This is a genomic window from Curvibacter microcysteis (genome assembly GCF_028649455.1).
Classification (GTDB): Bacteria; Pseudomonadota; Gammaproteobacteria; order Burkholderiales; family Burkholderiaceae_C; genus Curvibacter; species Curvibacter microcysteis.
The window spans coordinates 641,542-664,015 of the sequence record NZ_JAQSIO010000003.1; the positions used below are offsets into that span (position 1 = coordinate 641,542).

At 68.5% G+C, this 22,474-nt stretch carries 17 protein-coding genes; 10 read left to right on the forward strand and 7 right to left on the reverse strand.

What is annotated here, in order from left to right; all coding sequences use genetic code 11:
- Positions 1 to 53 precede the first annotated feature (53 nt).
- A complete protein-coding gene (locus PSQ39_RS11490) occupies positions 54 to 1,361 on the forward strand; it encodes a lactonase family protein (RefSeq protein WP_273926904.1) in 1,308 nt (435 codons plus the stop codon).
- Here the strand turns inward: PSQ39_RS11490 and PSQ39_RS11495 are convergent.
- Positions 1,358 to 2,431, reverse strand: a complete 1,074-nt coding sequence (locus tag PSQ39_RS11495; RefSeq protein ID WP_273926905.1) for a Gfo/Idh/MocA family protein — start codon at positions 2,429 to 2,431, stop codon at positions 1,358 to 1,360. The genes PSQ39_RS11490 and PSQ39_RS11495 overlap by 4 nt on opposite strands.
- Positions 2,432 to 2,556: 125 nt before the next feature.
- Between PSQ39_RS11495 and PSQ39_RS11500 the strand changes: the two genes are divergently transcribed.
- Positions 2,557 to 3,480 (forward strand): LysR family transcriptional regulator, encoded by a 924-nt coding sequence (locus PSQ39_RS11500; RefSeq protein ID WP_273926907.1) that lies wholly within the window; start codon positions 2,557 to 2,559, stop codon positions 3,478 to 3,480.
- A 65-nt stretch (positions 3,481 to 3,545) separates the two neighbouring features.
- Here the strand turns inward: PSQ39_RS11500 and PSQ39_RS11505 are convergent, their stop codons facing one another.
- From PSQ39_RS11505 to PSQ39_RS11525, 5 genes are all read right to left on the reverse strand, one after another.
- Positions 3,546 to 4,421 carry a MetQ/NlpA family ABC transporter substrate-binding protein gene (locus PSQ39_RS11505; RefSeq protein WP_273926908.1) on the reverse strand — a complete coding sequence of 292 codons (876 nt, stop codon included), beginning with the start codon at positions 4,419 to 4,421 and terminating at the stop codon, positions 3,546 to 3,548.
- A gap of 79 nt (positions 4,422 to 4,500) precedes the next feature.
- Entirely contained in the window at positions 4,501 to 5,865 is a 1,365-nt protein-coding gene (locus PSQ39_RS11510; RefSeq protein ID WP_273926909.1) for an LLM class flavin-dependent oxidoreductase, read from the reverse strand.
- Positions 5,866 to 5,986: 121 nt separating this feature from the next.
- Entirely contained in the window at positions 5,987 to 7,231 is a 1,245-nt protein-coding gene (locus PSQ39_RS11515; protein WP_273926910.1) for an acyl-CoA dehydrogenase family protein, read from the reverse strand.
- Positions 7,232 to 7,507: 276 nt separating this feature from the next.
- Positions 7,508 to 9,292, reverse strand: a complete 1,785-nt coding sequence (ilvD, locus tag PSQ39_RS11520; protein WP_273926911.1) for a dihydroxy-acid dehydratase — start codon at positions 9,290 to 9,292, stop codon at positions 7,508 to 7,510.
- 155 nt (positions 9,293 to 9,447) lie between these two features.
- A complete protein-coding gene (locus PSQ39_RS11525; RefSeq protein WP_273926912.1) occupies positions 9,448 to 10,218 on the reverse strand; it encodes a hypothetical protein in 771 nt (256 codons plus the stop codon).
- Positions 10,219 to 10,398: 180 nt separating this feature from the next.
- On the opposite strand from PSQ39_RS11525, the gene PSQ39_RS11530 reads away from it, so the two are divergent.
- Positions 10,399 to 11,244 carry a hypothetical protein gene (locus tag PSQ39_RS11530; RefSeq protein WP_273926913.1) on the forward strand — a complete coding sequence of 282 codons (846 nt, stop codon included), beginning with the start codon at positions 10,399 to 10,401 and terminating at the stop codon, positions 11,242 to 11,244.
- 3 nt (positions 11,245 to 11,247) lie between these two features.
- On the opposite strand, the gene PSQ39_RS11535 is transcribed toward PSQ39_RS11530, so the two are convergent.
- Positions 11,248 to 11,997 (reverse strand): CPBP family intramembrane glutamic endopeptidase, encoded by a 750-nt coding sequence (locus tag PSQ39_RS11535; RefSeq protein ID WP_273926914.1) that lies wholly within the window; start codon positions 11,995 to 11,997, stop codon positions 11,248 to 11,250.
- A gap of 402 nt (positions 11,998 to 12,399) precedes the next feature.
- Here PSQ39_RS11535 and PSQ39_RS11540 point away from each other — a divergent pair, with 402 nt between their 5' ends.
- The 7 genes from PSQ39_RS11540 (at position 12,400) to PSQ39_RS11570 (ending at position 22,192) form a co-directional block, all read left to right on the forward strand.
- Positions 12,400 to 13,176 (forward strand): DUF3348 family protein, encoded by a 777-nt coding sequence (locus PSQ39_RS11540; RefSeq protein WP_273926915.1) that lies wholly within the window; start codon positions 12,400 to 12,402, stop codon positions 13,174 to 13,176.
- Complete coding sequence (locus PSQ39_RS11545; RefSeq protein WP_273926917.1) at positions 13,173 to 15,935, forward strand: coiled-coil domain-containing protein; 2,763 nt, start codon at positions 13,173 to 13,175, stop codon at positions 15,933 to 15,935. The genes PSQ39_RS11540 and PSQ39_RS11545 overlap by 4 nt, the downstream gene beginning before the upstream one ends.
- Positions 15,932 to 16,591 (forward strand): OmpA family protein, encoded by a 660-nt coding sequence (locus PSQ39_RS11550; RefSeq protein WP_273926918.1) that lies wholly within the window; start codon positions 15,932 to 15,934, stop codon positions 16,589 to 16,591. Before PSQ39_RS11545 ends, PSQ39_RS11550 begins: the two co-directional genes overlap by 4 nt.
- A 27-nt stretch (positions 16,592 to 16,618) precedes the next feature.
- Complete coding sequence (locus PSQ39_RS11555; RefSeq protein ID WP_273926919.1) at positions 16,619 to 17,443, forward strand: DUF2894 domain-containing protein; 825 nt, start codon at positions 16,619 to 16,621, stop codon at positions 17,441 to 17,443.
- A 77-nt stretch (positions 17,444 to 17,520) separates the two neighbouring features.
- A complete protein-coding gene (locus PSQ39_RS11560) occupies positions 17,521 to 19,212 on the forward strand; it encodes an NYN domain-containing protein (RefSeq protein WP_273926920.1) in 1,692 nt (563 codons plus the stop codon).
- Positions 19,213 to 19,297: 85 nt separating this feature from the next.
- Positions 19,298 to 20,239, forward strand: coding sequence for a class I SAM-dependent methyltransferase (locus tag PSQ39_RS11565; RefSeq protein ID WP_273926922.1), 942 nt, complete (start codon positions 19,298 to 19,300; stop codon positions 20,237 to 20,239).
- Between the two features lie 159 nt (positions 20,240 to 20,398).
- Positions 20,399 to 22,192 carry a mechanosensitive ion channel family protein gene (locus PSQ39_RS11570; protein ID WP_273926923.1) on the forward strand — a complete coding sequence of 598 codons (1,794 nt, stop codon included), beginning with the start codon at positions 20,399 to 20,401 and terminating at the stop codon, positions 22,190 to 22,192.
- Positions 22,193 to 22,474 lie beyond the last annotated feature (282 nt).

Here is a 22,474-nt window from a genome sequence, read left to right on the forward strand (position 1 = left end):
GGGGGTTCAGCCCGTCCCTATACTCGCGCAAAGTCCTTTAAATTGGTTTAAATATGAATATTTCAGACTTGTCAAGACCTGGTAAACGCTTTGTACCAAGTGCCCTGCTGGTGGCGCTGTTGGCCGCCTGCGGCGGTGGCGGCAGCAGCGGCAGCTACACCGTGGGGGGTAGCATCAGCGGCCTGAGCACGGCCGGCCTGGTGCTGGCCAATGGCACCGAAACCAAGAGCGTCGCCTCGGGCGCCACCAGCTTTGTCTTTGACACGGCCGTCAGCAGCTATGCCGTCAGCGTGAAAAGCCAGCCCACGGGCCAGACCTGCCTGGTCAGCGCCGGCAGCGGCACGGCCAGCGCCAACGTCACCAGCGTCAGTGTGGTCTGCCGCGGCTACGTGGTCTATGTCGCCAACACCGGCAGCAGCAACCTGGCCAGCTTCAGCGTGGGATCCGGCGGCAGTCTGAGTGCCTTGAGCGCCGGCGTGGTCAGCACCGCCTACCCGCCCACGGCCCTGGCCCTGAGCCCCGACGGCAGCCGGGCCTTTGTGGCCCACCAGGACGACAAGAACGTGTCCACCTTCAGCCTGTCCAGCACCGGGGTGCCCACCTTGTCCGCGCGCACGGCGGCGGTCAGCGAAAGCCGGGGCCTGGCCGTGGGCAGCGGTGGCGCCTACCTGTACGTCACCAACTACACGGACAAGAGCTTGTCGCAGTTCGCCGTGGCCAGCAGCGGCGCCCTGTCGGCACTGTCGCCCGCCAGCGTGGACACGCAGAGCACACCCTATGCCGTGGCCTTGAGCGCCAACGGCAAATACGCTTACGTGGCCAACGCGGGCAGCAACACCATCACCCCCTACGCGGTGAGCAACGGGGCCTTGACGGTCTTGAGCAGCGGCAGCACCAGCACCAACGCGCTGGGCACGACGCCACTCGCCTTGGACATCGACCCCGGCAGCAACACGGTTTATGTGGTGTTGGCCGACAGCGCCAAGGTGGCGCAGTACAGCATCGGCAGCACCGGCGCCTTGACCGCGCTGAGCCCGGCCACGGTGGCGACTGGCAACACACCACGCGGCATCCGCGTGAGCCCGGACGGCAAATGCGCCTACGTCAGCAACCGGGGCGACGGCACGGTGTCGCCCTATGTGGTGACCAGCAGCGGCCTGACCGCCGCCGCCTCGGGGGCCATCGCGGCCGGCAGCCTGCCCACCGGCCTGGCCATCAGCCCCGACAGCCAGTTCCTTTACGTGGCCAATGCAGGGTCGGCCACCCTGAGCCAGTACGCCATCCAATCGGGCTGCGGCCTCACCGCCTTGGGCTCGATCAGCAGCGGAGGCCTGGCGCCCAGCAGCATCGAGGTGCGTTAAGAGGCCTGCAGCGCCACCACCTGCCCGAAGCGGGCGCTGCGCCCCAGGGCCTCCAGCGTGGCCGCGTTGTCCAGGCTGGCCTGGGCGTGGCGGGCCAGGGCCACCGCATCGGGCGCAACGACCCACCGTGCCAAGGCCTCAGCGGCGAAACGGAAGCCACTGCCGCACTCATCCGTCAAATCCTCGAAAGCAAGGGAGTTGGCCGTGCCCCGGCGCAAGCGCATCTGGCTGGGCAAAAAGCCGGTCACGGCGTCGGGCACGGCGGCCGTGTGGTTGAGGAACTCGGTCTCCAAAATGCCAGCGCTGCCCACCACGGTGGCGCGGCGATGGTTGGCCGCGTCCATGGCACACGACAATTGAGCCCGGCGCCCGTCGGCGTAGTGCAAGGTGGCCATCAGGCTGATGTCCACCCCGCTGGGGGCCCAACTGGCGTCGGCCTGCACCCGCACCGGCGCCTGCCCCATCACCTCGCGGATCAGGCTCAGGGCATAACTGCCCGCGTCCAGCAAGGCCCCTCCGCCCAGGTCGGGCTGCAAGCGGATGTTGCCCGGCGCGGGCGGCAGCATGAAGCCAAAGCAGGCCTGCACGGAACGCACCTGGCCAATCGCCCCCTCGGCCAACAAAGCCAGCAGGTGCTGGTGTTGTGGCTGGAAGGCATAGGGATAAGCCTCCAGCAAGATCACACCGTGTTCACGGGCCGCGTGGTGCATGGCCTGCGCTTCGCTCAGGTTCAGGGCCAGTGGCTTTTCGCACAGCACATGCTTGCCGGCCTGGGCCGCGCGAACAGCCCACTCGGCGTGCAAGCTGTTGGGCAGGGGCAAGTAGATGGCTTCGACCTCGGGGTCGGCCAACAAGGCCTCGTAGCTGGCATGCCAACGCCCAATGCCCAAGGTGTCGGCAAAGTCCGCCGCTTTATCGGCTTGCCGGCTGGCCACGGCCACCACCTGCACCGTGGGACTGGCCGCAACGTCACGGCAAAACTGGCGGGCGATGTTGGCACAGCCCAGCACGCCCAGGCGCAGGGGGGCGGTGGCGGCGGGGGGCGTGGTGGGGGCCGGTTGGCGGGTCATCTGGCTGAACTCCTGAATTCAAGGGGGGGGCCGCCTTGATGGCGGCTGGTGGCACGATACAGTCAACCAACCAGTGGCCAACATGGCCAATAAAGCATTCAGAATTAACGATTGGTGAATAAACCATGCTCAAGTCCGATTGGGATCTGGTCGACCTTCAGGTGTTTTGCCAGGCTGCGCGTCGTGCCAGTTTTGCCCAAGCGGCCCTGGACCTGGGCATTTCAGGGGCGTATGTGACCAAACGCATCGCCCACCTGGAAAAAGCCCTGGGTGTGCGCCTGTTCCACCGCAGCACCCGGCGGGTGGTGATCAGCGAAGCGGGCGAAGCCGCCTACACCTGGGCGCGCCGCGTGCTGGACAGTGCGGCGGAATGGGGTGATCAAACCCATTCAGAACCCGCGCCCAGCGGCTCGCTGCGCGTGAGTGCCAGCCTGCGCTTGGGCCGCCAACACTTGTCCCCCATCCTGGCCTTGCTGGGGGAGCGCTACCCCCAACTCGACATCTGGCTGGAGCTGCTGGACCGCCCCGTGGACTTGCTGGAAGAAGGCATCGACATCGACGTGCGCATGGGCGAAGTGCAAGAGCCCCACCTGATCGCCCACCCTGTGAAAAGCAATGTGCGCGTGCTGTGCGCCGCCCCCAGCTACCTGGCGCGACGCGGCGCCCCACGCAGCCTGGCCGACCTGGCCGGTCACGAATGCCTGCTGCTGCGCGAACGCCACCAGGCCTTTGGCGTGTGGCGCCTGCAGGGCCCCCAAGGACCTGGCATGGTGAAGATCACCGGCAGCATGGGCTCCAACCACGCGGACGTGGTCTACCAGTGGGCCCTGGGGGGCAAGGGCATTGTCTTGCTGGCGGAATGGGATGTGCAGGCCGCTTTGCGCTCAGGTCAACTGGTGCGCTTGCTGCCCGACCACGCCCAAAGCGCGGACGTGTGGGCGGTGACGGCGGCACGCACCGCCCAGTCACCCAAGCTGCGCCTGTGCCTGCAGTTTCTGATCGAGCAACTGCGCCAGGGCCCGCATGCGCTGCGGGGGTTGGACAGCTGAAGACCCGTGATGTCGCGTCAACAGACCGCAGGGCCCATGGGCGCGTTCCGGCCCTGCGCGGGGCGTCAAAAGGCTGGGATCACTCCACCGGCATAGGTTTTGACGATGAAGTCTCGCACCTCGTCGGTCTGGTAGGCCTTCACCAGTTGGCGCACCCAGGGCTGATCCTTGTCCTGTTCACGCACCGCAATCAAGCAGGCGTAAGGCCCGTCCTTGTCTTCCACCAAGAGGCTGTCACGCACCGGGTTCAGGCCGGCCTTGTTGGCATAGTCGGCGTTGATGGCCGACGCGTCGGTGTCGTCCAAGGTGCGGGGCAATTGGGCCGCATCGATTTCCAGCAGCTTGAACTGACGCGGGTTCTCGATCACGTCACGCGGCGTGGCATTGACGCCCGCCACCGGGTCGATGCCCGGCTTGAGCTTGATCAGACCGGCTTTCTGCAACAGGAGCAAGACCCGGCTTTCGTTGGCTGGGTCGTTCGGGATAGCGATGGTGGCGCCATGGGGCAAGTCCTTCAGGCTTTTGTATTTTTTCGAGTAGATCGCGATCGGACCGATCCAGGTGGAACCAAAGCCCACCAGCTTGTAGCCACGGGCCCGAATCTGGGCGGCCAGGAACGGTCGGTGCTGGTAGCTGTTGGCGTCCAGATCCCCCGCGTCCAGCGCGGCGTTGGGACGCACATAGTCCGTGAACGGCACGATCTCGATCTTCAAACCGTAGTCACGCTCGGCCACCTTGCGCACCACCTCGAACACCTGTTCATGGGGGCCCGTGGTCACGCCGACCTTGAGCACCTTGGTCGTGCCTGGTGCTTCTTTTGGCGCCGCCAGGGCGGTGCCGCCCAGCAGGCCAGTGCCAGCCAAGGCCATGGTTTGCTGCAACCAGCGGCGGCGCGCCTCGGTCGTGGGTGGGCGCTTGAAGAGCGGCAGTGGATTCGTCATGAGGGACTCCTGATGTGAAGGGATGGGTAGAGAAAATGGAATCGACCATGGGGAAGGCGTGTGCGCTCAGGGCGCCATGTCACCCCCTGCGGTAAGCCCGACCCGGGTGGCGGGCATCGAGGTGGTGGCCCTGACCAAACAGCTTGTGGCGCAGCGAGCCCTCGGTGTAGTGGGTCTTGTAGAGGCCGCGGTTTTGCAACTCCGGTACCACCAGGTCAATGAAGTCGACAAAGCTCTCGGGGTACACCGTGCGCGCCAGGTTGAAGCCATCGATGCCGGTGTCGGCCACCCATTGCTGCAACTGGTCGGCCACCTGCTGGGGGTCGCCCACCACCGTCATGTAGCGGCCGCCCAGGGCCAGGTCCTCGCGCAGATCGCGCAGCGTGTAGTCCAGCCGCCCGCCACTCAGGCGCGAGATGGCGCTCTGGATGCCATTGCTGGGCTGTTGCTGGATCAGCGGGGTGTCGTCAGCATAGGCCGAGAAATCAATGCCTGAGGTGGCCGCCAAGTGCAGGATGCCGGCCTCGGGGCTGGCGTAGCGGCGGTATTCCGCCCACTTCTCGCGCGCCTGGCCTTCGGTGGGGGCCACGATCACGGTCTGGCCCATGAAGACTTTCACGTCCTCGGGGGCCCGGCCCGCGCGGGGCAGTTCTTCACGCAACTGCTGCACCAGGCGACGTGTGCTGTCGCGGTCCTGGATCGACACAAACACACACTCGGCATGGCGCGCTGCAAAACGCAGGCCCCGCCCGGAACTGCCCGCCTGGAACAGCACCGGGGTGCGCTGCACAGACGGCTCGCAAAGGTGGTAGCCCTCGGATTTGAAATACCGCCCCTGGTGCTGCACCGGGTGCACCCGGGCGGGGTCGGCAAAGACCCGGGCGGCCTTGTCGCGGCGTACGGCGCCCTCCTCCCAGCTGCCTTCCCACAGCTTGTAGAGCAGCTCCAGGTATTCGTCGGCCCGGTCGTAGCGCTCGTCATGCGGCAACTGCTGGGGTGAGCCCATGGCCCGCGCCGCGCTGTCGAGGTAGCCCGTGACGATGTTCCAGCCGACTCGCCCCTGGCTCAGGTGGTCCAACGTGGAAAAGCGCCGGGCCAGCAAGTAAGGGGCTTCATAGCTCAGGTTGGTGGTGATGCCGAAGCCCAGGTGCTGGGTCGCCCCCGCCATGGCTGAGACCAGCAAGGCCGGGTCGTTGATGGGCCACTGCACGGATTCGCGCAGGGTCAGTTCCACCGACTGCTGGTAGCTGTCGTACACCCCCAGGATGTCGGCGATGAACAGGCCGTCGAACAGCCCCCGCTCCAGCAATTTCGCCTGTTCGACCCAATAGGCCAGGGTGTTGTACTGCGTCGAGGTGTCGCGCGGATGGGTCCACAGACCGTGGTTGATATGGCCCACGCTGTTCATGTTGAACGCGTTGAGCAGCAGTGGCTTCTTGGCCAAGGGACTTTCAGGAACAAAGGTAAATGAATGACCAGGCGGCACCCGCCAGGTGAGAGCAAACCACTTGGCCGGGGGCTCCCCAAGGAGCTGCCAGCAGAGGCCGCCCCAAAAAAGACAGCGCTCAGAACAGACCCGAGGCTGGCGGTGGAACGTCCTTGAGGTGCCAAGCCCCCACCACAGCCGCCTTCCAGAGGCGCGGGTTGTGGTTGCTCACCGTGCGGGCGTTGCGCCAGTGGCGGTCCAGGTTATGGCGGCGCCAGGTGGTGGAGGCGCCCCCCACTTCAAACAGCAGTTCGGCCGCCTTGAGCGCCGACTCCGAGGCCAGGTACTGGGCTTGTGCCACGTCGATGGAGGCGTGCACGATGGCGTCTTGGTCCAGATCGGCGCCCCAGGCGGCGTCGATGCGCTCGGCAGCCCGCAGCACCACCGCTTCAGCCCCCAAAGCACGGGCCGAGATCTCGCCCACCGACAGCTCGACATAGGGGTCGTCCACCGAACGGCTGGCGCTGCTGTGCTTGATGGGCCGGGCGTGCTGCTGGGCAAAGGCCACGGCGTCGCGCAGCTCATTGCGGGCAATCCCGGCCAGCACGGCCCCCAGGAACAACTGGGCCAGGGGCGTGACCACAGTGCGCACGCCTTCGGCGAGCCCACCGGTGGGGTTGGGCACGATGTCCGCTTCATGGACCAGCACGTCGCTCAAGTGGGTGGTACCGCTGGCGGTCAGGCGCTGGCCCATCGCATCAAAATCGTCCAGCAGCTCCAGCCCGGCGCGGTCCCGTGGCAGCACAAAGCGCACGGGCTGGCCCTGTTCGTCGACCGCCACCGTGCTGATCCAGTCGGCATACAGGCCGCCTGTGCTGTAGTACTTGCTGCCCGTGACGCGGAAATGATCGCCCTCGCGGCGCAACTGGGTCGTCACCGCCCCGCTGGGCCCACCAATTTCCCAACCGGCGTTGGCAATGAAATCACCACGCAGGCAGCGCGGCCACCAAAGTTGGCGCGCTGCTTCGTCCGGGCCTGCGAGCAGGCCCTCCACAAACAGAAAGCCAGGGCGCAGCGCCTGAGCCACATTGGAGTCCGCGGCCGCGATGTCGATCACCAATTCGATCAAGTCCCGCACCGAGCCGCCCGGACCGCCATCGCGCACGGGGATGCGCAGCGTCAGCAGCCCTGCAGCCACCAACGAGCGCACCTGCGCCTGAGGCAGCACCCGATCCCGCTCACGCGCTTCAGCGCCTTCACGCACCGCTGGCAGCAATAGCGTCACGCGTCGCTTCAGTTCGGACAAGCTGCGCCCCGGGGCAGCCGGCGGCGCCACGGACGGAAGCACTTGGGCAGGCGCATCGGCCAGCAGGGTCTCGGACATCAGCTTCTTTCGGTACGGGGGTTCAATGTGTGCTCAAAGCGGATGCAGGCCCAGTCCGCCTTGGATGGCTCAAGACCCCGCTTTGTTGGATGGCGATGCTAGGGCGAGCATCCCCCCAAGACCACGATCAAAACCGCATAGCGAAAGAGCAAAAACTTTGGTTCACGCCTGAGCTTCAGGCCCAGGCGACGGCGGGCGGGCCGAGCCACCCCGGCCCGGGCACAGCGCCGACAAGGCGGCGCTCGCCCCCCCCCGCTGAACCAACAACCGCCAGACTCAGCTCTCGTCGCGCAGCCACACCACGCCACCCGAGTGGGTGACGGCGCCCTGGTGGCTGGGGCGCACCGTGGCGGCGTATTTCTCCAGCACCCCACCCAAGGGCCGGGCGGACCGGCCGGCGCCACCGGCCCGAGCCGCCGCGCGCTGGGCCAGTGCCTCTTCGCTCAGCGCCACCGAGATGCTGCGCACGCCGGCGCGCGCGTCGATGTGCACGAGGTCGCCGTTGCGCAGCAGCGCAATCGGGCCCCCATCGGCGGCCTCGGGGCCGGCATAGCCGATGCACAAGCCGCGCGTCGCCCCGGAAAAACGCCCATCGGTGAGCAAGGCCACTTGGTCGCCCATGCCCTGGCCATAAAGCAAGGCGGTGATGCCCAGCATCTCGCGCATGCCGGGGCTGCCCTTGGGGCCCTCGTTGCGGATCACGATCACATCGCCGCGCTCGTAGCGCATGGCCTGCACGGCGGCCTGGGCTTCTTCTTCGTTCTCGAACACCCGGGCCGGACCGCTGTGCACCAGGGTCTTGAGGCCCGCTGTCTTGAGCAGCGCCCCGTCCGGGCACAGATTGCCTTTGAGCACGGCCAGGCCGCCATCGCGGCTCAGCGCATCCGCCAGGCGGCGCACTACGCGGCCATCGGGCTCGTTGGCATCGGCCAACTCCTGGGCCAGGGTGCGGCCTGTGAAGGTCAGCACGTCCCCATGCAAAAAGCCCCCGGCCAACAGCTCGCGCAGGATCACGCCGGCACCGCCGATGTAGTGCACGTCGCGCGCCAGGTAGCGCCCACCGGGGCGCAGGTCGGCGATCAGCGGGGTGCGGGCGAACACCTCGGCCACGTCGTCGAGGTGAAAGCGGATGCCGGCCTCGTGCGCGATGGCGGGGATGTGCAGGGCCGCGTTGGTCGAACCGCCCGTGGCCGAGACCACGGCGCAGGCATTCTCCAGCGCCTGGCGCGTCACGATGTCGCGCGGCAGCGGCGCCCCGCCGGTGAGCGTGGCGTGCACCGCGCTCATCAACTGGCGTGCGGCGCGGCGCATCAGGGGCGCCCGCTCGCTGAACACCGCCGGCACCATGCTGGAGCCAATCGGCGCCAGGCCCAGGGCCTCGCTGACCATGCCCATGGTGTTGGCCGTGAACTGCCCCGCGCAGGCACCTGCCGAAGGCAGGCAGGCGTGGCTGACCTCGGCCAGTTGCTCGGGCGTGGCCTGGCCTGCCAGCACCTGGCCAATGGTTTCGTAGGTGTCGACCACGTTGAGGTCGCGCCCCTCGGGCCCGGGCATTTGCCCTGGCAGGGCCGAGCCACCATGCACGAACACGCTGGGCACGTTGCAGCGCACCATGCCCATCATCAGACCAGGCAGGTTCTTGTCGCAGGCGCCGATGCCAAAAATACCGTCCCACTGGTGGCCCCGCACCGAGGCTTCCACGCTGTCCGCGATCAGCTCGCGCGAGACCAGCGAAAAGCGCATGCCCGAATGCGCCATGGTCAGCCCGTCGCTGACCGACACCACGGGGCATTCATGGGGCGTGCCGCCGGCGGCGTAAATGCCGGTCTTGGCGTGCTGGGCCTGCTCGCGCAGGTTGAGGTTGCAGGGGCTCATCTCGCCGCCCGTGTGGAACACGCCCACATGCGGGCGTTCGATGTCCTCGTCGTCCTGGCCCAAGGCGTACAAAAAGCTCCGCGTGGTGGCGCGGATGGTGCCTTCGTACAGGGTGGCTGATCGGTGTTTGAGGGGGGCTTGGGGCGCCGTCTGCTCTGGACGGTCTGATTCGGGCGTGTCGCTCATGGTGTCTCCGTGGCAGCCACCCGCCACGCACCGGCGCGGCACCGGCGCCACCGGTCGGGCAGCTGCGGCGCACTTTAGCACCGGCGCCCGGGTCTTGCAGAGGGCGGCACAGGGGCCACCGCGCCGTCAACGGCAGCAGGCCCCCGGGGGTGGGATCAGGCGCTGCCCAACAAGGCCTTGGCCGCATCCAGGCGCCAGGCCAGGTCCAGGCCGGGGTGGTTCATGACCGACAACAAAAAGGCCCGGGGGTCTTGGGTCACGGGCAGGTCGACCAACTGCAGGGCTGGTAGGGAAGCGGCATGCGCAGGGGGCGTTGCCCCCGACCCAGCCGGCGAGGCCGATGGGGCCAATGGGCCGGGCGCCGCGGCCGCGGCTTCGCTCTGCAGCTCGGCCAGGGCACGTTCAAAGTCGGCCGCTTGGATGGGGCTCAGGCGCGAGAGTTGGTCGGCCTGGGCTTCGATGCCGGGCGGCAGGTCCAACCAGGGCTCGTCGCCAAACACCGCGGCCAGGTCCGGCGCCACAAAGGCCGACCACAGGCCGCTGTCACCTTGCTCGCGGGGCAAGGCGGGCAGCGCGGCAGCCAGCCCCCCCTCGGTGCGTGGCCAGCGGCTCAGGCGCTGCGGGCGGCGTTGCACGATGTCGGCCAGGTAACGCTGGCACAAGGCGTCCAGAAACGCCTGGGCTTGCGCCGGTTCTGCGGCCTCGGCCAGGGAGAACCAGAGCTGGTAGGCGTCCACGCCATTGATGGCGATGGCCGGCGCGGGCAAGGCCAGGTCGGCTTGAACCCCCACCCAGACGGCGGACAAGGCGCTCCAGTCAGCCGGACGGGCCAGCTCCAGCACCAGGGCGCGCGGCGGCAGGGCCACCTCGGCGGGCACAGGCGGGATCGCGTAGAGGCGTTGCAGTTCGGATTGCAGTCGGTTCATGGCTCAGCTCATCAGACAAATGAAGCGGCACCCCTGACCGCATGGTGGGATGGCGCGCAGCGCTGGACTCTAACCCAGGGCGGCCTGCGCGGCTGAACGCAGCCTGGCGGCCCTGAAGGGGGTCGGGCGGCCTGGGCGCGGTAAAGTAACAAAGTCACACATTCAACGCCTCCACCCACCATGTCCCTGCGCCTGGCCTCGGCCACCCTGCTCTGCACACTCTGGCTGGCCGCTTGCACCTCCATGCAAGCCAGTGTTCCCATGGCAGGCGACGCCCTGCAAAAAGGGCTGACGGTCAGCAAGTCCCTGCCCGAGGCCTTGCCCGACCAGGCCAAGCCCGTGCCCCACACCCAGTTTGTGTTGCTGCCCGAGGAGAACGCGGTGGGCCTGCTGATGCCCGTCCCCTTTGTGGCCGAGGCCATCACCTCGGCGCTCAACAGCCACACCGCCCAGTCTTTTGAAGAGCGCCTGGCCCCTGTGGACCCGTACCGCATCGCGCTCCAGACCCTGCAAGACCGCCCCTACTGGCGCGCCATCGGGGGCTACCTGACCCTGCAGCCCTTTGTGACCTTGCAGGAGTGCAGTGACGACCAATACCGGCTGACCCTGATCTACCACCTCAGCGGGCCGGGCTGGGTGGGACGCTACCAGTACCACGTGCCCGGCACCTACTCACCCGATCAGATCAAGCAACCCAGCGCCGAGGTGCTGAACGCGGTGCGCGCCGACCTGCTGGCCGGGGCCGACGTGTTGAACCAGTTGATCGAGCGTGGCAGCCGGGGCGAGTTGAAGTCCCGCGGCCAGGATGTGCAGGTGGGCAGCCTGCACCTGGTGGGCGGCAAACCCTCAGGCCTCATACCAGCCAGCCTGATCTATGTGCACCACGCTGACCTGATCGAAGAAACCGACAGCCAGGTGCTGGTGCGCATCGCCGGGGACATGACCCAGGCCACCAGTGCGGGGGGCCTGTTCTTTGGCGTCCATGTGCTGCGCAAGGACCAGTTGCACACCTTCAAGAAGCTGTGAGCCTCAAAAACCGCCTGAGCGCTCCCGCAGGCTGAACCACCCCAGGCTCAGCAAGGCGCCCAGGGCCAGCAGGCCGTTCAAGCCGGCTGCCCAGGCCGCACCAGACAGTTCCGCCGGCCCGAGCGACGCCGAGCGCTGCATCGCGATGGTGGAAAAGTCCCAGGCCCAGTGCATCAGCACCGGCAGCCACAGCCCGCCCGACAATCGCCGGGCCAGGAAAAAAATAACGCCCATCAGCGTGGCCATCAGCACCTGCACGCCGGTGAGCGCCAGGGCCTGTCCGGAAGCCACGTTCGGCAAGTGGAACAGGCCAAAGGCAAACGCACTGGCCCACAAGGCGCGGCACTCCAACCACGCACGACCCGATCGCCCGCCCCGGGCGGCCCACACCACCAAGCCGCGGAACATGAGCTCTTCGGTGAGCCCCACCAGGGCCGTGGCCAGCAGCAGCCAGGCCACCTCGGCCGCGTCGATCTCGGGCCAAGCGACAGCGCCCAGGCGTTGCGCACAGGCCACACCCCACAACACGGGCAGGCTCCAGAAGACCCGGGGCAGCCTGGCAAACGGGCCGACCTGAAGCCGTCCGGGCCACCAGCCAGCCCACCGGGTGATGAGCAGCAGCCACAGCAGGGACAAGAGTTCCAGTGGAATGACCACCCGCTGCAAGGCCTCGCTGGACCGCCCGAGTTCGTCATAGGACACCCCGCTCCACGCACACAGCAGCGGCATCAGGGCGGCGGGAGGCAAAAGCATGCACAGGGCAAGGCTCAGTCGGGGGACACAGCGCGGGGAATGGATCATGAACAGGAAGAAAGAGAGCCAACAAATCGATGAAACAGTGAGAAAAATCAGGCTCTGCCCGCGCTCGCCTGGGCCCCAGCCCGGGCCACGGCGGCAGGCCAAAGCACCCGGGAGATAATAGAAGGCTTGCCAACTGGCAGGGAGGAACCGGCCACACGGCACTTGACACCGCTCAACAAGCGGCGGGCCAGGCCTGCGGCCCATACCGTGGCCCCGGGCGCGCTGGCATGCCGGTGCGCCGCCAGGCGCCCCAACGCCCTCCGTCCCGCCCCGCAAGAAGAGGTCGCGGTCCGCCGGGCCCTCACCCCCAAGACGATGCATGTGCCAGCCCACCGGGCCGGCGAAGGAATGGTTTTGCCAAGCAGTTTCAGCAGTTCGCGCCTGGTTCGCCTGCTCAGTGCCTGGACCCACCAAGAGGTGGGTCCCGCTGAGCACGACCTGGCGCAGCGTCTGAGCCCCTGGCTGGGCGTGTTCGATGCCGTCAACCTGCACGCCGCCCACCAAACCATCAAGGCCTCAGGGCAGGAGCCCGGTGTCGCGCCCACCGAGGACAGCGCCCGCGCGCTGGTGCAGGCCCTGGAGCGCCTGCACCAGACCTTGAGCCAAGCCATCCACGAACGCACCAGCCCCGCCCCGGCGCCCAAGCCCGCTCGGCTGAGCCGCTTCCAAAGCGCGCACAGCCCGCTGGCCGAGGAACCCGAGCTGAGCTGGCCCGTCTTCAAGCAGCGCTACCAGGCCCTGCAGCACCTGATGGACACCCGCGTCAACGCCCTGCGGGGCCAAGTCCGCCAGGCCTTGTTTGGCGCCACGCCGGCGCTACGCCAACTCGCCACCCTGGACGTGGCCCTGGGCGCCACGCTGGACGCGCGGGCTGAAAAACTGCTGCCCAAAGTGCCATCGCTGCTGGAAAAGCGCTTTGAACAACTGCGCCAGGCCCAGGCCAGCGCCACCGAATCCCCGCCCGAGGGCGCCGACCCCGTGTCGGCCCTGCTCGCCGCCCCGGCCCCGCCGTGGCAGGCCGGCTTCCGCCAGGACATGCAAGACGTGTTGCTGGCTGAGCTCGAGGTCCGTCTCCAGCCCCTTGTGGGCCTGATTGAAGCATTCAAGAACGAGGTCAAGTCGTCCCCATGAACCACCGGATTGTTTTCGCTGTGCTGTTTGCCATCGGTCTGCTGACCCTGGCCTGGGTCGGGATGGGCTTTTGGGACAGCAACAGCCTGGCCCTGGCCGTCACCGCCCTGATCACCCTGGTCTACGGTCTGGGCGCCCTGGAGCTGCACCGCTACAACCAGGCCAGCCAAGCCCTGGGCCAGGGCCTCAAGGCCTTGTCTGGCGAGGCGGGCCGCCCAGCCCCCGGCCTGGACGACTGGCTGGCCAGCCTGCCCGCCGCCCTGCGCCCGGCCCTGCGCCAACGCATTGAAGGGGAGCGCGTGCCCCTGCCCGGCCCGGCGCTGACGCCTTACTTGGTGGGCCTGCTGGTCATGCTGGGCATGTTGGGGACCTTCCTGGGCATGGTCATGACCTTCAAGGGCGCGCTGTTCGCACTGGAAGGCTCGAGTGACCTGCTGGCCATCCGCTCCGCGCTGGCCGCCCCCATCAAGGGCCTGGGCCTGTCCTTCGGCACCTCGGTGGCGGGTGTGGCCAGCTCGGCCCTGCTGGGCCTGCTGTCCGCCCTGAGCCGGCGCGAGCGCCTGGCGGTGCTGCGCCAACTCGACGCCCAGATCAGCACCCACTTCCGCCCCCAGAGCCTGGCCCACCAGCGCCAGGAGACCCTGCGCGTCCTGCAGGTGCAGGCCAGCGCCCTGCCCGCTGCCGTGGACGGTCTGCAAGCCTTGATGGCCCAGGTGCAGCACAGCAGCGAGCAGCTCAGCCAGCGCCTGCTGGCCCAGCAGCAAGCCTTTCACCAACAGGCCAGCACGGCCTACACCGAGCTCGCCAGCTCGGTCGGCGCGGCCCTGAAAAACAGCCTGTCTGAAAGCGCCCGCCTGGCTGGCGACAGCCTCAAGCCCGTGGTGGAAGCCGCCATGGCCGAGGTCGTGGCCTCGTCCCGCGAACTGCACACCCGTCTGGGTGGCATCGCCCAGGCGCAGTTGGATGGCATGAGCCAGCAACTGGGCCAGACCGCCCAGCAACTGGCCCAGGGCTGGAGCCAGGCCCTGGACCAGCAACAGCAGCAAGGCGATCGCGTGCTGGGCCAGCTGGACCAGCAACTGACCCGCTTCACCAGCGGCTTTGAGCACAGCGCCGAGCGCCTGCTCAGCGGCGTGCAGGCGAATGCCACCCAGGCCCAGGCCGCTTGGGCCGAGAGCGACCAGGCTCGCCTGGCCCGGTGGACCCAGGCCTTGCAAGACCAGACCGCGCACTGGCAAGCCGACCTGCAAGCCCGGGATGCCCAGGTCCAGGCCTTGCACCAGGCGACGGGCCTGTCTTTGCAAGACACCGCCCAGGCGCTGGCACAAGGCCTGCAAGACACGGTGACCCAGATCAGCGCCCAGAGCCGCACCGAGGCCGAACGCACCCTGGCCGCCCTGCAAGCCCTCAGCACCCAGGCCGAGGCCCAAGCCAGCCAGCGCCGGGCTGCCGAGGCCCAATGGGCGCAGCAACAAGGGGCCCACCTGGACCAGATGGCCCAGCTGTGGCGCAGCGAATTCAGTGCTTTGCGGGCCGAAGAAGCCCAGCGCAGCCAGGCCGGCTTGGCCCAGTGGGGCGAGGTGCAGGAAGCCGTCAGCCAGCAGCTGCAAGCCACCGTGGCCCAAGTCAGCGCCCAAAGCCGCGCCGAAGCCGAACGCACCCTGGCCGCCTTGCAACAGCTCAGCAGCGAGGCCGAAGCCCTGGCCAGCCAGCGCCGTGCCGCCGAAGCCCAATGGGCGCAGCAACAAGGCCAGCACCTGGACCAGATGGCGCAGCTGTGGCGCAGCGAGTTCAGCGCCCTGCGCGCCGAAGAAGCCCAACGCCACCAGGCCGCCACGGCCGAGCTGGGCCAACTGCAACAAGCCGTCAGCACCCAGTTGCAGGCGACGGCCAGCCAGATCAGCCAGCAAAGCCAAGCCCAGGCCGAACAAACCCTGGCGGCGCTGCACACCCTGTTGCAGCAGTCCGAGGCCTTCAGCCAGGCGCGCAGCGCCTCCGAGGCGCAGTGGGCCGAGCAACACCGCCAACACCTGGGCCAGATGGCCGAGCTGTGGCGCGGCGAACTCAGCAGCCTGCGCACCGACGAGGCCGAGCGCGGCCAAGCCGCGCTGGAGCGCCTGGGCGCCCTGGAAGCCGCCGTGGCCCAGCACCTGAGCAACCTGGGCCAGTCGCTGGAGGCCCCCATGAGCCGCCTCATGCAGACTGCGGCCGAAGTCCCCCAGGCCGCCAGCGAGCTGCTGCTGCAACTGCGTGAGCAGGTCAGCCAACTGAGCCAGCGCGACCAACAGGCCCTGAGCGAGCGCGTGGCCTTGATGGAGCGCCTGGGCACGCTGCTGCAAGCCCTGGAAGCCCATGCCGGCGACCACGGCCAGGCCGTCAGCGCGCTCAGCACCCAGGCCTTGGCCTTGCTGGAACAGGCCAGTGCCCGCGTGGCCGACAGCCTGGGCCTGCAAGCCCAGCGCGCCGAGATGCTGTCGGCCGACCTCAGCAGCAGCGCCATCGAGCTGGCCAGCCTGGGCGGCGCCTTCCAGCAAGGCGTGCAGCTGTTCAGCAACAGCAACGGGCAATTGATCGACGCCTTGCAGCGCATCGAAGCCACCCTGGCCCAATCCAGCAGCCGCAGCGACGAACAACTGGCCTACTACGTGGCCCAGGCGCGCGAGGTGATCGACCTCAGCATCGCAGCCCAGCGCGGCATTGTCGAAGACCTGCGCCAACTGCCGGCCCGCCAGGCCAGCGCTGAAGGAAGCGCGGGATGAGCGAGCTCGAAGAACGCGAAGACAGCCTGGAGCCCAGTGCCCCGGTCTGGGCCGTGTTTGGCGATTTGATGTCCGGCCTGCTGGGCGCTTTTGTGCTGATCCTCATGGGCGTGCTGCTGGTGCAGATCGACCTGACCGCCAGCCTGCAAGCCGAGGTGGAGAAGCGCAAGGTTGAAGAAACCCGGCGCATGGCGCTGGAAAAAGCCCTGGCCATCCCCCTGCAAAGTGGCCGTGTGACCCTGAACAACGGTCGCATCGGCATCAGTGGCAGCGTGCTGTTTCCGCTCAACTCAGACCAGCTGCGCCCCGAGGGCCGTCAGCTGCTCAAGACCTTGGTACAGCCCCTGCGCGTGTACCTGGGGGAGCGCGACGAAATGCTGATGGTCAGCGGCTTCACCGACGACAGCCCGATCCAGGACGGCAACCGCCGCTTCAGCGACAACCTGGAGCTGTCGGCCCAACGCGCACTCACCGTGACCCGGGCCCTGATCGAAGAGGGCATGCCCTCGCCCTTGCTGTTTGCCGCCGCCTTTGGCGCGGAACAACCCGTGGCCGCCAACAGCGACGAGCGTGGCCGCAGCCTGAACCGCCGTGTCGAGATGGCCCCGGTGCCCAAAGCGGCCAAGGCGGCCTCGCCGCAGACCGCGCGCCCCTGAAGCCCTGGACTGCCCCACGCCAAGCCCATGAGCGAGCCCACGCCCCTGCCCCCACCGCCCTGGCCCGGCAGCGCCGCGCCCGCTGCCCCGCCCGCGCCAGGCAACCCGGCGACGCCCCACCAGGCCCCGCTGGACGCGCTGCGGGCCCAGGGCGCGGACCGCCTGGAGCCCCTGCGCTTTCACTACCTGACCCTGTTGGCCCAGCGCATCGCCCAGGCCCCTGCGCACCGTGCGGCGCGCTTGCAGCCCCGGCTGGAGCAGGGCCTGCTCGATTTGCAAGCCCAAGTCGCGCAGGCGCGCAGCGAGGCCCAGGCCCGCCTGAGCGCACTCGAGCCCAGCGCCCCTGAGGCCGCGCGCGAGCTGGCCCGCCTGTTGGCAGCCCAGGATTGGCCTGCGCTGCGACGGCAGCGCCTGGCCCGGCCAGCAGCGCCGGGCAGCCGCCCGCTGGTGGCGCTGACCCAGTACCTGGAGCAGGCCAGCGCCCAAGTCCCCAGCGACGGCGAAGTGCTGCGCCGGGATGGCCTGCCCGAACTCAAGAGCGCCACCCGCTTCCGCCCGGGCTGGACCCGGCTGCGCGCCGAGCAGCGCGTGAGCCAGGCCCTGGCCCAGGCACCCGACCAGGCCGGGCCCTTCAACTCGCAGATGCTGCTGCTGCGCTCGCTGGAGTTGCTGCGCAAGCTCTCGCCGGCTTACCTGGAGCACCTGGTGTCCCAGGTCGACACCTTGCTGTGGCTGGAGCAAGCCAGCCTCAAAGCCCCCAAGGCCACCAAACCCGGCGCCAAGGTGGCCAGCAAGCCCCCAGGCAAGGCGTCCACCAGCCCCGCCAAAACCCCGCGCCGCAAGGCCACTTGAACCACCCACCCCCTGCCCCGGACCGCACACACCTGAAACCGTGTGATGATCCAGGCTGCTATCCACCGGAGAACCCCATGGCGACCCCACCCGACAACGTCAGCATGGCGCTGTTCTGCGACTTTGAAAACGTGGCCCTTGGCGTGCGCGACGCCAACTACGAAAAGTTTGACATCAAACCCATCCTGGAGCGCTTGCTGCTCAAGGGCAGCATCGTGGTCAAAAAGGCCTATTGCGACTGGGAGCGCTACAAAGGCTTCAAAGCCACCATGCACGAGGCCAATTTCGAGCTGATCGAAATCCCCCATGTGCGCCAGTCCGGCAAGAACTCGGCCGACATCCGCCTGGTGGTGGATGCGCTGGACCTCTGCTACACCAAGTCCCACGTCAACACATTTGTGATCATCAGCGGCGACTCTGATTTTTCGCCCCTCGTGTCCAAGCTGCGCGAGAACAACAAGCAAGTGATCGGCGTGGGCGTCAAGCAGTCCACCTCGGACCTGCTGATCGCCAACTGCGACGAATTCATCTTCTACGACGACCTGGTGCGCGAAAAGCAGCGCGCCCTGGCACGCCGCCAGCCCGCCGCCGATGCGCCACCGGCCGCACGCCGCACGCCGGAAGAAGAGCGCCACCGCAAGGATGCACTGGAAGCCCGCCGCACCCAGGCGGTGGAAATGGCTGCCGAGACCTTTGACGCGCTCATGGCCGAACGCGGCGATGGCGGCAAGATCTGGGCCTCGGTGCTCAAGGAAGCCATCAAGCGCCGCCGCCCCGACTTCAACGAGAACTACTTCGGCTTCCGCGCCTTTGGCAACCTGCTCGAAGAAGCCCAGGCGCGGGGCCTGATGGAGTTTGGCCGCGACGAAAAGTCGGGAGCCTATGTGTACCGCAGCAGCGGTGGCGCCGCCCCGGTGGCCGCTGGCCAAACCGGCCCGCGCACTGATGGCGCCCATGAGCGCAGCGAACGCGGCGATCGCCCAGACCGTGGCGAGCGCACGGAACGCCAAGACCGCCCCGAACGCGGCGAGCGCAGCGAACGGCCAGAGCGGCAAGAACGCCCGGCACGCCAGGACCGGTCCGATCGTGCAGACCGTGGCGAACGCGGTGAGCGCGCGGAGCGCCATGAGTTCTCGCCCGTGCTGGAGGCGGTTGAACGCCCGGTGTCGCGCTACTTCCCGCCCGAGGCTTTTGCCCCCGCGCCTGCGCCGCAACCGGCCCAACGCCCGGCCCCCAGCGTCAGCGACGACGAGGTGATCGCCACCGGCCTGGACACCCCCCGCCTGCAAGACGACGACGAAGCCCAGCCGCAAGACCCGGACGCGCACGAAAGTCCGCTGACCGGGCGACCGCGCGGCGGCCGGGGGCGCAGCACAGGCCGTGGCCGTGCCAGCGCCGCCCTGCAAGGCCTGCCGCAGGACCTGGACGAGGATGACGCCCCAGCAGCAGCGCCCGCCCCCGCGCGGGCCCAGGCGGCAGCCCCCGAGGCCGAACCCACGCCAGCGCCTGCGCCCACCGCCGTGAGCGAAGACAGCGCCCCGGCCAAGCGCCGCGCCCGTGGTGGCCGCAACAGCCCACGCGGCGCCGGCCAGCGCAACAGCGCCGCCTCCGCCGTGGACGCTGAACCGACCTCGCCCGCTGCGGCGGCGCCCGTGGCCGAGCCCGTGGCTGTCGTGGCCACACCCGCCACCGAAGCCACGCCCGAGCCTGCGCGCAAAGCCCCGGCCCGCCCGCGTCGCCCCCGCGCCGCCAAGCCTGACGCGAGCTGACCTCCCCCGGGCCCAGCCCCCAGCCCGGCCCCGGGCGGCCCCTGTGCCGCACCCGCCGGGCTGATTCATTTCTTTGCCGACTGCCATGCAAGCCTTGCTCGACGCCATCGCCACGATGGACCTGAACCCCACCGATGCCCAGCGCGTGTTCCACGGCCGGGGTGGCCTGTACCCCGGCTGCGAGCACTGGGTGCTCGACGCCTTCCCCCCGGTCTGGGTGCTGACCAGCTTCCAACCTGCCAGCGAGGCGGAGCTGGCCGCGGTGCAGGACGCCCTGACGCAGCGCTGGCAAAGCCAGCCCGCGGATCGCCCGCTGAACTGGGTCTACCAGTGCCGCCACGAAGGCCGCAGCGAGACCCGCCTCATGGCCGGTGCCGTGCCCGAGCCACACCAGGTCAGCGAACAGGGCCTGAACTACCGCGTCCACGTGCTCAGGGGCCAGAACCACGGTCTGTTCCTGGACATGGCCGAAGGCCGGCGCTGGGTGCGCGAACACGTCCAGGCGCAGGTGGCGACCCACCCCCGGCTCAAGGTGCTGAACCTGTTTGCCTACACCTGTGCTTTTTCCGTGGTGGCGCGCCAGGCCGGCGCGCGCCAGGTGTTGAACCTGGACATGAGCCATGGCGCTTTGGCCATTGGCCAGCAAAACCACCAGCTCAATGGCATCACCGATGGCGTGAGTTTTCTGGCGCACGACATCTTCAGCACCTGGGGCAAGATCAACCGCGCGGGCCCCTACGAGCTGATCATCGTGGACCCGCCCAGCTACCAAAAAGGCAGCTTCGTGGCCACCAAGGACTACGCCCGCCTGATGCGCCGCCTGCCCGACCTGCTGACCCCGGGCGGCCATGTGCTGCTGTGCCTCAATGCGCCTGAGCTGGGCCTGGCCTTTTTGCAGGACCAGATGCAGGAACTCGCCCCCGAACTGCAATGGCTGGAGCGTGTGGCCAACCCGGCGGTGTTTGCCGACGTGTCGCCAGAGCGCTCGCTCAAAGTGCTGGTGTACCGCGCGCAGACCTTGGCTTGATCGGAGTGTCCCCGGCACTCGGCCTTCGCTGGGGGCAAGGGTCGGATCTGATACGCCGATCATCTTCTGAACACTGCCGCCTGCGCTTTATCATCGACGCTCAAGTCAACTTCAGCGAAGGCGGCAGAGCGGATGGGCTTTTTACCGATGACGAGGGGTGTGCGCCCCCTGCTCCCGCGTGCTGGCCAGGCATGGCCTGCGGCGTGTTGGCTGCTCGGCCTGCTGCTGAGCCCCCCCCAATTCGCCCTGGCGGCAGACCTGGCCCTGGCCCCAGCGGCCGCGCCTTTGTCGGCGCCCCAGTCGGCGCCTGCCTTGGCCGCGCCGGGCCCGGTGTCCCCGGTGCCGTCGCCCGCCGCGAGCGCCCCTGCGGCGGTGCCGGAACTCAGCACCCTCAGCCTGAACCAGCGGCGCATCGTCACCTTCCGAGCCAGCCTGTTGGGCGACACCCCCACCGAACGCACCGAACTGGCCCGCCAGGCCCTGGCCCAAGCGCTGCAAGCGGGCGGCCCCGGGCGCGTCACGCACCACTTGCAGGACGGTTCGGTGCGCCTGGAAGTGGATGGTCAAGCCGTGTTTTTCTTGCTGCCCGGCGATCTGGGCGGCCCCCGCCCGGCCAGCCTGCTGGAGCCGGCCGCCCGCGAGGTGAGCCGGCGCCTGCAAACCGCGGTCGATGAGGACCGCGAGGCCACCGACCCCCGCAGCCTGGCCCGGGGCGCGCTGTACACCGCCCTGGCCAGTGGGCTGGCCTTTGCCCTGCTGCGCCTGCTGCTGGCCTTGCGCCGGCGCCTGACCTTGCGGATGCAAAAAGCGCTCAAGAGAGGCAGTACCAACGGAACCGTCGGCCTGCTGGTGCAGGACTACATGGCCCACGCCCGCACCGCCACCCAGTGGCTGGCCGGGGCGTTGACCCTGGCTGCGATCCTTTTGCTGCTGGATGCCTGGGCCACGTTTGTGGTCCGGCAATTTGCCTACACCCGCCCCTGGGGCGAGCGCTCCACGGCCTGGCTGCTGGACCTGGGCCAGCAATTGCTGAAGGTGATCGCGCAGGCGGTGCCCAGCCTGGTGGTGGCGGTGTTGATCTTTTGGCTGGCCCGTGTGGGCTCGCGGCTCATGTCGGCCTTTCTGGCCCGGGTCGAGCGCTCGGAAATCCACCTGCCCTGGCTGGACGCCGACAGCGCCATGCCGACGCGCCGGCTGGGCAATCTGGTGATTTGGCTGTTCGCCCTGGCCATGGCCTACCCCTACCTGCCCGGCGCCAACAGCGAAGCCTTCAAGGGCGTGACCGTGCTGGCGGGCCTGATGCTGTCACTGGGCGCCTCCAGTGTGGTGGGGCAGGCGCTGTCGGGCCTGACGCTGCTGTATTCGCGCTCGCTGCGGGTCGGCGAGTACGTGAAGTTGGGCGACACCGAAGGCACGGTGGTGGCCCTGGGGCTGTTCACCACCAAGGTTCAGACGGGCCTGGGCGAAGAGGTCAGCGTGCCCAACACGGTGGTGTTCAACCAGCCCATCCGCAACTTCTCGCGCCTGGTGGCAGACGGGCAATTCGTCATGCACACCGCGGTCACGATTGGCTACGCTACGCCTTGGCGCCAGGTGCATGCCATGCTGCTGGAAGCCGCCCGGCGCACCCCCGGGGTGGCCCAGGCGCCCGCACCGTACGTGGTGCAGACCGCGCTGTCGGACTTTTACGTCGAGTACCGCCTGTGTGCGCAAAGCAATAAGCAGGCACCGCAACGCCGGGCCGAAGCCATGAGCCAGCTGCACACCCACATCCAGGACGTGTTCAATGAAATGGGCGTGCAGATCATGTCGCCCCACTACCGGTCTGACCCGCCCGAGGCCCAGGTCGTGCCGCCAGGCCCCTGGGCCTCGCAGGCCGAAGCCCAGGCGCCCTTGTCCCCGCCATCGGGGTCTGTGGCGTCCGAGCCTGGTCGGACGGCTGAGCTGAACTGAACCGAGGCCGTGCCCCCCGGGGGCCTCACCAGGCACGCGCTCACAAATCAGCAGCGCAGCTCACATCTGCGGCAAATGCTTACGGTCAAGCGCTGCAGGGGCGTCCCTATCATCGGAACCCCTCTGGATGGCCCTCTGGGCGTTGGCGCCGATGAACCCGTTTTTTGCCCCTGTCCTGTCCTCCTGGCTGCGCCGTCTGTGGCCTGGACCTCATTCGTCGCCCCAGGTCAAGCCGGGCGCAGTGCCGCCTTGGGGCATCCTGGTCTGCTGCCTGCTCATTGT

Coding starts and splice junctions, on each gene's coding strand:
- PSQ39_RS11495 (WP_273926905.1), bottom strand. CDS start 2,431: ATGACCCGCCAACCGGCCCCCACCACGCCCCCCGCCGCCACCGCCCCC.
- PSQ39_RS11550 (WP_273926918.1), top strand. CDS start 15,932: ATGAGCGAGCTCGAAGAACGCGAAGACAGCCTGGAGCCCAGTGCCCCG.
- ilvD (WP_273926911.1), bottom strand. CDS start 9,292: ATGAGCGACACGCCCGAATCAGACCGTCCAGAGCAGACGGCGCCCCAA.
- PSQ39_RS11490 (WP_273926904.1), top strand. CDS start 54: ATGAATATTTCAGACTTGTCAAGACCTGGTAAACGCTTTGTACCAAGT.
- PSQ39_RS11560 (WP_273926920.1), top strand. CDS start 17,521: ATGGCGACCCCACCCGACAACGTCAGCATGGCGCTGTTCTGCGACTTT.
- PSQ39_RS11525 (WP_273926912.1), bottom strand. CDS start 10,218: ATGAACCGACTGCAATCCGAACTGCAACGCCTCTACGCGATCCCGCCT.
- PSQ39_RS11555 (WP_273926919.1), top strand. CDS start 16,619: ATGAGCGAGCCCACGCCCCTGCCCCCACCGCCCTGGCCCGGCAGCGCC.
- PSQ39_RS11530 (WP_273926913.1), top strand. CDS start 10,399: ATGTCCCTGCGCCTGGCCTCGGCCACCCTGCTCTGCACACTCTGGCTG.
- PSQ39_RS11535 (WP_273926914.1), bottom strand. CDS start 11,997: ATGCTTTTGCCTCCCGCCGCCCTGATGCCGCTGCTGTGTGCGTGGAGC.
- PSQ39_RS11505 (WP_273926908.1), bottom strand. CDS start 4,421: ATGACGAATCCACTGCCGCTCTTCAAGCGCCCACCCACGACCGAGGCG.
- PSQ39_RS11500 (WP_273926907.1), top strand. CDS start 2,557: ATGCTCAAGTCCGATTGGGATCTGGTCGACCTTCAGGTGTTTTGCCAG.
- PSQ39_RS11515 (WP_273926910.1), bottom strand. CDS start 7,231: ATGTCCGAGACCCTGCTGGCCGATGCGCCTGCCCAAGTGCTTCCGTCC.
- PSQ39_RS11565 (WP_273926922.1), top strand. CDS start 19,298: ATGCAAGCCTTGCTCGACGCCATCGCCACGATGGACCTGAACCCCACC.
- PSQ39_RS11545 (WP_273926917.1), top strand. CDS start 13,173: ATGAACCACCGGATTGTTTTCGCTGTGCTGTTTGCCATCGGTCTGCTG.